Genomic DNA, 11,081 nt, shown 5'->3' on the forward strand with positions numbered 1-11,081 from the left:
TAGTAAAAGCTGTTTGTAGGTGTCTTAACCCTTGTTGTAAAGGTACACAGCTAACTTCGTTTAAAAACTCTAATTCTTCTTGCTTTTTCCAGTCGGTTAGCATTGAAGAAGTTTGAACATATCCTACTCTTTCTTGTTTTTCGTACCATGCTTGTGTTCTGAGATGGAGAGCCTTATTGTAAACTAATCTTACACAGCCCAATGTGCGCCGCAATAGGGACTCTTGTGTTGGTGTTGGGTAAAATCGGTAAGAATAGGCTTTTTCCATACCTCACATTTTAGCATATATTTCGTAAATGTGCTAATATTTAACAGTAAAGCCGTCGTAGAACGACGGGGTTTCAGACCCAAAATTTCCGATGAAATTACCCCGTCTTGCCACTTTAATCATTGGTCTGAGCTTTATTTTCGGATTAATGTTGTGGTTAGTCAACTCTATCTATCGTCTTTACATCCAGATCGCCTTTACCGCTCCTATCTTAGCTAATATTCTGCTTTTGCTCATTATCGGACTGCTGGGCTTGCTGATATACGTTCTTTTGTACTACTTTTATCTGCTGCCCCAGCGCCAAAAAAGTCGCCGCGGGTTGCATTCTTCCTCCCGTCCACCCCTAAAATTACCAGTAGAAAAAACCGAGGCTGCCGGGGAAACCTTAAAAGCTATCCGGCAACAAGTGGAGCAAATTCAAGATAAAGTAACTCAACAGGTTTTTATTAAGCGTTCCCAAGAAATTGAGCGAAGTTTAGTTAGAAAAGAAGTTAAAATCATTGTTTTCGGCACAGGATCGGCGGGAAAAACCTCCCTAATTAACGCCCTCATCGGTCAAATGGTGGGCAATGTGGAGGCAACCATGGGAACCACGGAAAAAGGGGAAACCTATAGTTTAAAAATGAAAGGTGTGAATCGGGAAATTCAAATTACCGATACCCCCGGCATTCTCGAAATTGGTGCAGCCGGAGGTCAAAGGGAACAGTTAGCGCGACAATTAGCCACGGAAGCAGATTTACTTTTATTTGTCATCGATAACGATATTCGACAATCGGAATACGGCCCTTTATTGCGTTTAATTGATATTGGTAAACGTTCTCTCTTAGTCTTTAATAAAATCGATCTCTATAGCGACGAAGATCGAGAAATGATTTTAAAACAATTACGAGAACGGCTAAAAGGAGTGATCCTTTCCGCCGATATTATTGCCGTTACCGCTAATCCCCAACCAGTACAGTTAACCGGTGGACAAATCATCACACCGGAACCGGATATTTTAGCTTTAATTAAACGTTTAGCTTCAGTTTTACGGGCCGAAGGGGAGGATTTAGTGGCAGATAATATCCTCTTACAATCCCAAAGATTAGGGGAAGAAGCTAGGAAAATTATCGATCGTCAACGTCGTCGCCAAGCTGATAAAATTATCGATCGCTATCAGTGGATCGGTGCGGGAGTGATTGCGGTGACTCCCTTACCAGTGTTCGATCTGTTAGCAACGGCGGCGGTTAATGCTCAAATGGTCAGAGAAATTGGTCAAGTTTATGGCTGTGAAATTAACAGCGATCGAGGCAAGGAATTGGCTCTATCTTTGGGCAAAACTCTAGTTAGTTTGGGAGTGGTGAAAGGAGCAGTAGAATTATTAGCCAGAATCCTACAATTAAATTTTACTACCTATATAGTCGGTAAGGCAATTCAAGGGGTCAGTGCTGCCTATTTAACCCGCATTGCTGGCAAAAGTTTTATTGAATATTTCCGTCAGGATCAAGACTGGGGTGACGGTGGCATGACGGAAGTGGTACAAAGACAATTTCAACTCAGTCGCAAGGAAGAATTTATTAAGTCTTTTGTAGCCGATGCGATCGGTAAAGTGGTACAACCTTTTCAGGATGATTGGCAGCAAGAAGAAGTTTTAGAAGCTACTCGCGAGGATGATTGGTAAAGATCGAACCTTGAAGCGATAGGCAAAATTGTATAGTAATTGTTACAATCGTTCTGGGGTTCCACAAGGGCAAAAAAAAGATGCGACAGCAAGTTATCGACTGGTTAAAAGAAAACGTCAACGAACACCGTCTGCGCCATATTCTTGGTGTGGAGACCATGTGTATTGATTTAGCTCGTCATCACGATCTCGATCCCGTCCAAGCAGGGCAAGCCGGGTTAATGCACGATCTAGCCAAATTTTTCAAGCCCAAAAAACTGTTAAAAATGGCGGAATCGGCGGGAATAGACGTGGATAATATCTGTGCATCCCATCCCCACTTACTCCACGCCGATGTCAGTGCAGTTGTCGCCCAAAAAGAATTTAACGTTACCGATGAGGAAATTCTCGAAGCGATTCGCAATCATACCCTCGGTAAACCCAATATGAGCGATCTTAGCTGTATAGTCTTTATTGCCGATGCCTTGGAACCCAATCGCGGCGATACACCCGAATTAAACGCCCTACGACAACTCAGCTATCAAAATCTCCATAAAAGCGTTCAACAAACCTGCGATTATTCCCTAAAATATCTTTTAAGTAGCCATTGTCCCATTCATCCCCGCACCGTGCTAACGCGCAACTGGGCGTTACAAATTGTTAAAGAACAACCAACGGAAACTAAAACCATTGATTAACATAATCTCAAGACTCGCTTAAAACCACCTCAGCCAAAGGATAACCACAACCTGAATGACCAATCCCACTGGAATTATTACCCCCGTCGCCGAAAATCTCAAGACCGAAAAATTTCTAGAGACAATTGTTACCGCTGCCGAGGACAAGAAAGCAGGGGACATCGCCATCCTGAAAGTCGCCGATATCTGTTATTTAACCGATTATTTTCTGATTATTACCGGCTATTCTACCACCCAAGTGCGAGCGATCGAGGATGCGATCGAAGCCGCTATGGAACTAGAATGGCAACAATCCCCCCGACAAGTGGAAGGAAAAAGCGAAGGTAGCTGGATCCTGATGGATTATGGTGATATCATTGTCCATATCTTTTTACCAAAAGAGCGAGAATTTTATAATTTAGAAGCATTTTGGGGTCATGCTCAACGGATTCCTCTACCTAGCGACCATTTGGAGGAGTAGAATCCATGAAATCCTCCCTTGATTTCTGTCCCGTCCCGGAAGAACAGCAACCGGTTAACGAGTACGAACAATTAAAAGAATCTTGGTTTTTCCGTTGGGCTACGCTAGATGTAGCCTCTTATACAAAAAAAATTCTCTGGTTATGGTTATGGACATGGTTAATTGTCGGACCAATTGCCGCCGCTAGTTTTCCCCTGAAAAAGGCCCCTTTTCCCTTCTTCTGTGCGGGGATTTTTGGCTCGACAATTTTGGTAGGATTGGTGTTATTGCGCTTGTATTTAGGCTGGATCTACGTTTACGATCGCTTGCAATCGGAGAAAGTATTTTATGAAGAGTCGGGCTGGTATGATGGCCAAATTTGGACAAAAACCGCCGCCATTTTAACCCGGGATCGTTTAATCGTCTCCTATCAAATCCAGCCCATTCTCCAGCGTTTACAAAAAACCGCCCTGATTTTAGGGGCAATTGTCGCTATCAGTGGTCTTTTTTGGCTATTTTTCACTCACTAACCGCAACCAATCACCAATCTGAATGAATAGGGTAAAACGTTCACCAACCCACCGCTTAGAAATTCATCTCCTCCGGGAAGGCATTATTGAATCGGTCCATCATGTCGAGGCCGCTATTTGCGATGACCGCGGCCGGGTATTATCCACCGCCGGCAGCGCCGAAACTAGCGCCTTTATTCGTTCGGCCCTGAAACCTTTTCAAGCACTGGCTGTCATCAGTACCGGCACCCTCGAACGCTACGATCTCAACGATAAGGATCTAGCCATTATCTGTAGTTCTCACCAAGGCACAGTGGAACACGCCCGTCAAGTCTTTAATATTCTCTGGCGTGCCGATATCGATCCCAACGCCCTGCAATGTCCCCTCCCCGAAGGTAAACGCAGTCGTCTTCAGTACAATTGTTCTGGTAAACACGCCGGGATGTTAGCGGTGTGTCAACAGCGTGGCTGGCCGTTAAATAGCTATCTGCGGCGCTCTAGTCAGATACAGAAGCTAATTTTAAGCAAAATTGCCGAATTATTGGGGATGCCGGGGGATGAATTAATCAGCGCCCACGATGACTGCGGTGCGCCCACCTATTCAATGCAGTTGGGGCAAATGGCCCATCTCTACGCCCAGTTAGCCTCTGGCAACCGTTTAGACTTAGAAAGAATCGTCCGGGCGATGACCTATCACCCCCGCATGGTAGCAGGAGAAGGGGCTTTTGATACGGAATTAATGCGGGCTAGTCAGGGGGAAATCGTCAGTAAAGCCGGGGCCGAAGGGATTCAATGTATCGGGCGCGTCGGTGAAGGTTTAGGATTAGCAATTAAAGCCCTAGATGGTTCCAAACGGGCTAAATATGCCGCCGCTTTGCAAATTCTCAAACAGTTAGGCTGGATTACTCCCAATGTGGCCGAATCTCTCTCGGAAAAATTCCTCAAAATCGGCAGTTATACCCGCTTGGAAGTGGTGGGGGAAATGGCTTTATTGTAAATAGTGGGTTGACCAAGGGTAAATTCAATCTTGACAGACCAATAGGTCTATGGTACAGTGTGGGGGCATTCTCGCCGAGTGTGCGGCAGTTCAAGACAATACCAACAGTAGCCTATGAGTTTGATTGATAGGAAAATTCGTTTCGTCACCCTAGCTGTCGGGAAGAAATATCGAGATCATGCCCTTACCCTCGCCGAGGATATTCGTACTATAACTGATAATAGCCCTTTTGTAGTTCTCACTGATCGCCCTGAAGTTTTTGCCAAATCCGATTCGCTCATCCCGCTCCCCTCATCATTGCGACACCAGTTATCCGGAGGAGGCGAGCCGTCATCGTCAAAAGGCTAAAAGTCTTTCTAGTTAAGAAACTTACCCAAATAGAAATGATTTTAATTGTCCTATATTTTTTCGGTGAAATTGAATTAGCCAAGATAGATATACATTTCAGCCATTGAACTATTTTAAATTAGGACAGAGCATAAAAGCAAGCTGTAATTGGGTTATAATTTTTAGAGATGTCTAATAGAGAAGCGATTCTTTGACCTTGTTTCTATGGAATTTAAACTTGTAAGACACGAAGAGTTGATAATGCAAAATACTAAAACACCCACAGTCGTCTGTGCTGCGGACAACAATTACGCAATTCCTCTTGGCGTAATGCTTTACTCCTTGGCAGAGAACCTGAAAGAGGGGAAAGCTTTTATTTATGTTATTGATGGGGGAATTACCAATGCTAATAAAAAAAAGGTGATTCGGTCACTACAAAAATTAGAAGTCGAAGTGGTACTTAACTGGCTAAAGCCTCAAGAAGCAGCGTTCTTTACAATCGTGGAAAAACTTCCGACTTGGGGTCATGTTACTATTGCCGCTTACTATCGTTTATTAATTCCTTATCTCTTACCCCCGTCGATTGAGAAAGTTATTTATCTAGATTGTGATTTAATTTTGAAAGAAGATTTAAACAATTTATGGAAAATTGATATTGATAATCAATATTTATTTGCGGTGCAAGATATGGGATGTCCTCTAGTGTCAAGTAAAAATGGCTTAAAAACTTATCAAGAACTTCAAATACGCCCAGATACGCCATATTTTAACTCTGGGGTAATGATTCTTAATTTAAAAAAATGGCGAGAAGACGATATGTCTTTTAAAGTTATTAATTATCTAGAGGAAAATGGGAGACGTCTCCGTTACTGGGATCAGGACGGTCTCAACGCTATTTTGGCGGGCTGTTGGGGGAAACTGGATCCACGCTGGAATCAACTTCCTAATAAATTTTCTTCTTGGCAAGAAAGTCATTTTTCCGAGGAAGTTTATCATCAGGTTATGGAAGCTCCTTATCTAATACATTTTGCATCAGATGATAAACCTTGGAAATTTAAATTCTCTCCGTTAAGGGATACAGAAAAGCAATTTTTTGAATACTTAGATCGAACGGATTGGTCTGGATGGCGACCGAAAGAGGCATGGAAAAAAAGATTAGAACGATATTTTAACAAGGCTCTAGCCTATTTCAAAACCAAATCAGTTAGTTCTAATATTTTCTAGCAAAAGTTATAATTTTTTAGCCATGATACTTGCAAAACTTAAAACTTATATCTCTCGATTAGTCGGCAAAAGATCGGACAAACAGTCAAAGTTCTGGAGCATTTTTAAATCACCTAGTCTTCGCTACAAAATCTTTAAGGATAAGCTCGATACACTGCTGTATAGTTTATCCATTTCACAAGCGCATATTTTCTTTGTTCAAGTAGGTTCAAACGATTCTAGCTACGGTGATCCCCTACGTTATTTTCTGCTAGATAAACGTTGGTGTGGAATTATGATAGAACCCGTTGACTATGTATTCAAAAGATTATGCTCCAAATATGGTGATTATGGTCGATTTAAGTTGGAAAATGTAGCGATTGCCGAGGTAAACGGGTTTAAAGACTTCTACTATGTTGAAGAGACAGATTCCCCTTTGCCTGTTTGGTACGATCAAATCGGTTCATTTTCCTTATCTCATGTCTTAAAGCATATTGATTTTATCCCAGAACTAGAACAACGAATTCGGAAAACTCAAGTGGAATGTATAACGTTTGAAGAATTATGTAACCGGAACTCGGTTCGCACTGTAGATTTAATCCACATAGATACGGAGGGATTCGATTACGAGGTACTGAAAATGATAGATATTGATCGGTTTCAGCCTAGTTTAATCCTGTACGAGCATAAACATCTTTCCGATAGCGATAGGATATCCGCTCGGAGTCTCTTGAGCGCACGAGGATATCAATTGTTGCAGTTAAATAGTATGGATACTGTTGCCGTTTCTGTAAAAGCATTGGAAAACAGAAAACCCTTAAAGTGGGCGTGGAAAGTGATCACTAAAAATTTATCTTATCATCAAAATTCAGCGAGCAATTAATTTTTACAACTGCTAGAACTCGCCAAATAATAAGTTGATTAGTTTGAGGTGATAAAATATGGTTAAGGATGCACTCACATTTGCCAAAATATCACCCAGACAAAGCACCATTGACGTAGGAACAGCGCAAAATGTAGAATGCTCTAGACCTTCTCACTTTTACACTGTACGCCTGATATTTTTGCCCTTCTTCCAATCCCTGAAAACGACAGTTTAAGCATGGCATGGAGGGTTAAAAACCCATATTCTCCCTAAATAATCACGATTTTCTCATAACTACCCCTCGATCGTTGTGCGCGAGAAAACGGATAATTGATTCAGTGATTAGGCAAAAGGGGGTTAGGTGTTGGGGTTTTTTCCTTTGTCCCTGAAATACCCCTCCACCCCAACAGTCCATAATCCCTACATATAAGGAGAATAATTAACTATGACCGAAAATAGAGGCCCGATTCCCGTAGTTGTCAACGGTGCAGCCGGCAAAATGGGACGGGAAGTCATTAAAGCCGTTGCTCGTGCCGACGATATGATCTTAGTGGGTGCAGTCGATCGAAATCCAGCTTTTCGAGGTCAGGATGTGGGGGAAGTGGCCGGTTGTGAACCCCTAGAAGTGCCGATTCTCGACGATTTACAGAGTGTTTTAGTCCTGGCAACTCAGGAAAAAGTGCAGGGGGTAATGGTGGATTTTACCCATCCCGACGGTGTTTATGACAACACCCGCAGTGCGATCGCCTATGGAGTCCGTCCCGTGGTGGGAACTACGGGATTATCGGCGGCACAACTGCAAGATTTAGCCGAATTTGCCGAAAAAGCCAGCACTGGCTGTTTAGTTATCCCCAATTTTTCCATTGGCATGGTTTTACTACAACAGGCTGCCGTGCAAGCATCCCGCTACTTTGATCATGTAGAAATTATCGAACTGCATCACAATCAAAAAGCAGACGCACCCAGTGGCACAGCCATTAAAACCGCCGAATTACTGGCCGAATTAGGTAAAACCTTTAATCCTGCCCAAGTTTCCGAAAAAGAAACCATCCCCGGTGCTAGAGGCGGTTTAACTGCTGAGAACATCCGTATTCATAGCGTGCGTTTACCCGGTTTAATTGCTCACCAGGAAGTCATTTTCGGTTCCCCCGGGGAAATCTATACCCTTCGTCATGATACCAGCGATCGCTCCTGTTATATGCCGGGGGTTCTCCTTTCTATCCGCAAAGTTACTCAGCTGCAATCCCTCGTTTACGGTTTAGAAAAAATCCTCTAAATCGAGACATTTTAGAGAAAGGAGAGGAAAAGGGCAAAGAAGAGAAATCTTGACAAATTGCCCTAAAAATGCTATCTGCTGGCTTTCCTATCCCCAAGCTTTAGACTGAGAAATTGAAGAAGTACCACAAGTCATTGAGGGACAAAATTGAGTGAAAACGGACAGTATTTTCTATCGTCTCTTTGAGACTTTTCCTGAAAGTTTCTTTGATTTGCTCAATCTTCCCCCAGAAACCGTCAATCATTATCAATTTTCCTCCCTAGAAGTTAAACAACTCGCTTTTCGTTTAGATGGGGTTTTTATTCCCGATAACCTGAATGATCCGATTTACTTTGTTGAGGTACAATTTCAAAAAGATGAACGGTTTTACTCACGCTTTTTTAGTGAAATATTTCTCTATTTTCATCAAAGCGAGTTAAGCCAGAATTGGCAAGGGGTGATCATTTATCCCCATCGGGAAATTGAAAATAGTCCCAAATCTCGTTATCAAGAATTCTTTGAGTCAGGCCGAGTTAACTGTTATTATCTGAATCAGTTAGATGAGGGGGATTCTCTGGGGGTAAAAGTGTTACAATTAATTGTAGAATCGGAACAAAAGACCTTAGAACAAGGAAAAGAACTGATTCAACAGGTTAGACAACAATTCCAGGAGTCTTTAAAAAGAGAGGACATTCTAGAATTAATTGAGACAATTCTCATTTATAAATTGCCCAAATTAAACCGTAAGGAGATTGAAAAAATGTTTAGTTTAAGTGATTTAAGAGAAACTAAAGTCTATCAAGAAGCTTTGGAGGAAGGCCGAGAGGAAGGCCGAGAGGAAGGAGAATTATCCGCTAAAAAAAGCCTAATTTTGCGTCAGCTAAACTTAAAAATCGGTTCTATTCCTTTAAAGCTAGAACAAAAAATTAAACAGTTAAATCCTAATCAATTGGATAATTTAGCTCTTGCGTTGTTGGGGTTTTCGGATTTAGAAGATTTGCAGCAATGGTTAAATTAAAGAAAAAAGCCTTAGATTAAACAATTTACGCAACAATTCACGGATAGCAGACAAAAGAGAGGACATTCTCGAATTAATTGAGACAATTCTCATTTATAAATTGCCCAAATTAAACCGTAAGGAGATTGAAAAAATGTTTAGTTTAAGTGATTTAAGAGAAACTAAAGTCTATCAAGAAGCTTTAGAGGAAGGCAAAGAGGAAGGCAAAGAGGAAGGTAAAGAAGAAAAAGCTCGACAAATTGCCCTAAAAATGCTTTCTGCTGGTTTTCCTATCCCAGAAATCGCCCAATTTACCGATTTATCCCCCGATGCGATCGAGGAATTACAAAGACAGCAGCACAATTAAAGCTTTTAACTGCAAAGGGTGGAGAATTGGCAAAATTTTGGCTCATCTCCCCACCCCAAGCGCGGTTAACGACGTTTAGCGAGGCGACGCACCACTAAACCGCCCCCTAGTATGCCTAATCCGATAATACTAGAAGGTTCGGGCGTTTTGAATACCTGTATGCGATTGTTGAACGTATCGGCCACATAGATATTACTATCGCCACCGACAGCGATACCGTAGGGTGTATTGAACTGACCGTTCCCCGTACCGGAGCTACCGAAAGCGTACTGGAAGACACCACCGGAGTTAAACACCTGTACGCGGTTGTTGTTCGTATCGGCCACATAGATCTTACCAACGCCATCGACAGCGACACCACCGGGTGAACTGAACTCACCGTTCCCCGAACCGGGTATGAGGCTACAGATACCTAAAGGGGACGAGACGTTTCCACTGGAGTCGAACACCTGTACGCAGTTGTTGGAAGTATCGGCTACATAGATCTTACCACTGCTACCGACGGCGATACCTTGGGGGAAACTCAAATCACCGACCCCGAAAGTGGACAGGACATTTCCACTGGAGTCGAACACCTGTACGCGATCGTTTAACGTATCGGCTACATAGATATTACCACCGCTACCGACGGCGATGCCGTAGGGGACAAGCAAATCACCGACCCCGACAGTGGACTGGAAGACTCCACTGGAGTTGAATATCTGTACCCGATTGTTGAACGTATCGGCCACATAGATATTACCATCGCTACCGACAGCGATACCACTGGGTGAATCGAACTGACCGTCCCCCGCACCGGAGCTACCGAAAGTGGACAGGAAGCCTCCATTGGAGTCGAACACCTGTATGCGGTTGTTGGCAGCATCGGCTACATAGATCTTACCACCGCTACCGACGGCGATACCGAAGGGGTTATTGAACTGACCGTCCACTTTACCTTTGCTACCGAAAGCGAATTTAAAATCGGCCGCAGTGGCACTGGTGGCAATACTAATACATCCGATCGCAGTGGCCGTGACTAGGGAAAAAGATTTCAGCAGAGCCTTTGATAAGCTAAGCTTCTCTCGCCCCCCATGTTTGATAAGCTTGACTAATAACATAAAGCTTCATAAAATTGATGTGATTGCAAGCTACCCCTTCCTCTAGCAATTGTCAAGAAATTTCTGGGAATATGTGACAAATTGGCCAATATCTATGGGATCAGTCTATGGTTAGAATTGAATTTTGCCTATAATGTATTCCGCGCTACGATTCTCTTCGGCAACAGTTACGGCCAATACAGGATGTCAACACCGGCGACCGAGGGTATCCTAGGAGAAACGGAAAGTAATCCCTGACAATGTTTGATAATATTTGTAAATTTATTGCCGAAAACTTCTCCGATGATCTAGCCACTTGGTTATTGGGTTCTCCCCTCCCCTTAACCGTCCTCGACCCGACGGAATTACAATTAGACCCCATTCGTGCCGATTCTCTGATTTTTTTGCAGTCAGAGGAATTAATTCTTCATACCGAGT

At 42.9% G+C, this 11,081-nt stretch carries 12 protein-coding genes and 1 pseudogene; 11 read left to right on the forward strand and 2 right to left on the reverse strand.

Annotation, left to right across the window (positions count from 1 at the left end):
* A partial coding sequence (locus tag LW728_RS19150) for a helix-turn-helix domain-containing protein (protein WP_287767707.1) occupies positions 1-268 on the reverse strand: 268 nt, incomplete at its 3' end.
* A 91-nt stretch (positions 269-359) separates the two neighbouring features.
* On the opposite strand from LW728_RS19150, the gene LW728_RS19155 reads away from it, so the two are divergent.
* From LW728_RS19155 to LW728_RS19205, 11 genes and pseudogenes are all read left to right on the forward strand, one after another.
* Positions 360-1,928 carry a YcjF family protein gene (locus LW728_RS19155; protein WP_002800828.1) on the forward strand — a complete coding sequence of 523 codons (1,569 nt, stop codon included), beginning with the start codon at positions 360-362 and terminating at the stop codon, positions 1,926-1,928.
* A gap of 80 nt (positions 1,929-2,008) precedes the next feature.
* Complete coding sequence (gene yqeK, locus LW728_RS19160; protein WP_002800826.1) at positions 2,009-2,605, forward strand: bis(5'-nucleosyl)-tetraphosphatase (symmetrical) YqeK; 597 nt, start codon at positions 2,009-2,011, stop codon at positions 2,603-2,605.
* A gap of 55 nt (positions 2,606-2,660) precedes the next feature.
* On the forward strand, positions 2,661-3,065 hold the full coding sequence (gene rsfS / locus LW728_RS19165) for a ribosome silencing factor (RefSeq protein WP_002800825.1): 405 nt from the start codon (positions 2,661-2,663) through the stop codon (positions 3,063-3,065).
* Between the two features lie 5 nt (positions 3,066-3,070).
* Entirely contained in the window at positions 3,071-3,574 is a 504-nt protein-coding gene (locus LW728_RS19170; RefSeq protein WP_002800824.1) for a CGLD27 family protein, read from the forward strand.
* 22 nt (positions 3,575-3,596) lie between these two features.
* Positions 3,597-4,550, forward strand: a complete 954-nt coding sequence (locus LW728_RS19175) for an asparaginase (protein ID WP_149985798.1) — start codon at positions 3,597-3,599, stop codon at positions 4,548-4,550.
* Between the two features lie 114 nt (positions 4,551-4,664).
* Entirely contained in the window at positions 4,665-4,898 is a 234-nt protein-coding gene (locus LW728_RS19180; protein WP_159296037.1) for a hypothetical protein, read from the forward strand.
* Positions 4,899-5,102: 204 nt separating this feature from the next.
* Positions 5,103-6,101, forward strand: a complete 999-nt coding sequence (locus LW728_RS19185; protein ID WP_002800822.1) for a glycosyltransferase family 8 protein — start codon at positions 5,103-5,105, stop codon at positions 6,099-6,101.
* Between the two features lie 22 nt (positions 6,102-6,123).
* Entirely contained in the window at positions 6,124-6,963 is an 840-nt protein-coding gene (locus tag LW728_RS19190; RefSeq protein WP_002800821.1) for an FkbM family methyltransferase, read from the forward strand.
* Positions 6,964-7,390: 427 nt separating this feature from the next.
* Positions 7,391-8,221, forward strand: coding sequence for a 4-hydroxy-tetrahydrodipicolinate reductase (gene dapB / locus LW728_RS19195; RefSeq protein ID WP_046661423.1), 831 nt, complete (start codon positions 7,391-7,393; stop codon positions 8,219-8,221).
* A gap of 151 nt (positions 8,222-8,372) precedes the next feature.
* Positions 8,373-9,218 carry an Rpn family recombination-promoting nuclease/putative transposase gene (locus LW728_RS19200; protein WP_287767709.1) on the forward strand — a complete coding sequence of 282 codons (846 nt, stop codon included), beginning with the start codon at positions 8,373-8,375 and terminating at the stop codon, positions 9,216-9,218.
* 15 nt (positions 9,219-9,233) lie between these two features.
* Positions 9,234-9,564: pseudogene (locus tag LW728_RS19205) on the forward strand (Rpn family recombination-promoting nuclease/putative transposase); the annotation flags it as partial.
* A 65-nt stretch (positions 9,565-9,629) separates the two neighbouring features.
* Here the strand turns inward: LW728_RS19205 and LW728_RS19210 are convergent.
* Complete coding sequence (locus tag LW728_RS19210; protein ID WP_287767711.1) at positions 9,630-10,664, reverse strand: 6-bladed beta-propeller; 1,035 nt, start codon at positions 10,662-10,664, stop codon at positions 9,630-9,632.
* Between the last annotated feature and the right edge of the window lie 417 nt (positions 10,665-11,081).

The organism is Microcystis sp. 49638_E5 (genome assembly GCF_021300285.1).
Classification (GTDB): domain Bacteria; phylum Cyanobacteriota; class Cyanobacteriia; order Cyanobacteriales; family Microcystaceae; genus Microcystis; species Microcystis aeruginosa_C.

What these genes read in the sequence shown, in the direction of transcription:
- LW728_RS19185 (WP_002800822.1), top strand. Translation starts at nt 5,103, where the DNA reads ATGGAATTTAAACTTGTAAGACACGAAGAGTTGATAATGCAAAATACT.
- dapB (WP_046661423.1), top strand. Translation starts at nt 7,391, where the DNA reads ATGACCGAAAATAGAGGCCCGATTCCCGTAGTTGTCAACGGTGCAGCC.
- LW728_RS19155 (WP_002800828.1), top strand. Translation starts at nt 360, where the DNA reads ATGAAATTACCCCGTCTTGCCACTTTAATCATTGGTCTGAGCTTTATT.
- LW728_RS19170 (WP_002800824.1), top strand. Translation starts at nt 3,071, where the DNA reads ATGAAATCCTCCCTTGATTTCTGTCCCGTCCCGGAAGAACAGCAACCG.
- LW728_RS19190 (WP_002800821.1), top strand. Translation starts at nt 6,124, where the DNA reads ATGATACTTGCAAAACTTAAAACTTATATCTCTCGATTAGTCGGCAAA.
- LW728_RS19175 (WP_149985798.1), top strand. Translation starts at nt 3,597, where the DNA reads ATGAATAGGGTAAAACGTTCACCAACCCACCGCTTAGAAATTCATCTC.
- yqeK (WP_002800826.1), top strand. Translation starts at nt 2,009, where the DNA reads ATGCGACAGCAAGTTATCGACTGGTTAAAAGAAAACGTCAACGAACAC.
- LW728_RS19180 (WP_159296037.1), top strand. Translation starts at nt 4,665, where the DNA reads ATGAGTTTGATTGATAGGAAAATTCGTTTCGTCACCCTAGCTGTCGGG.
- LW728_RS19210 (WP_287767711.1), bottom strand. Translation starts at nt 10,664, where the DNA reads ATGTTATTAGTCAAGCTTATCAAACATGGGGGGCGAGAGAAGCTTAGC.
- rsfS (WP_002800825.1), top strand. Translation starts at nt 2,661, where the DNA reads ATGACCAATCCCACTGGAATTATTACCCCCGTCGCCGAAAATCTCAAG.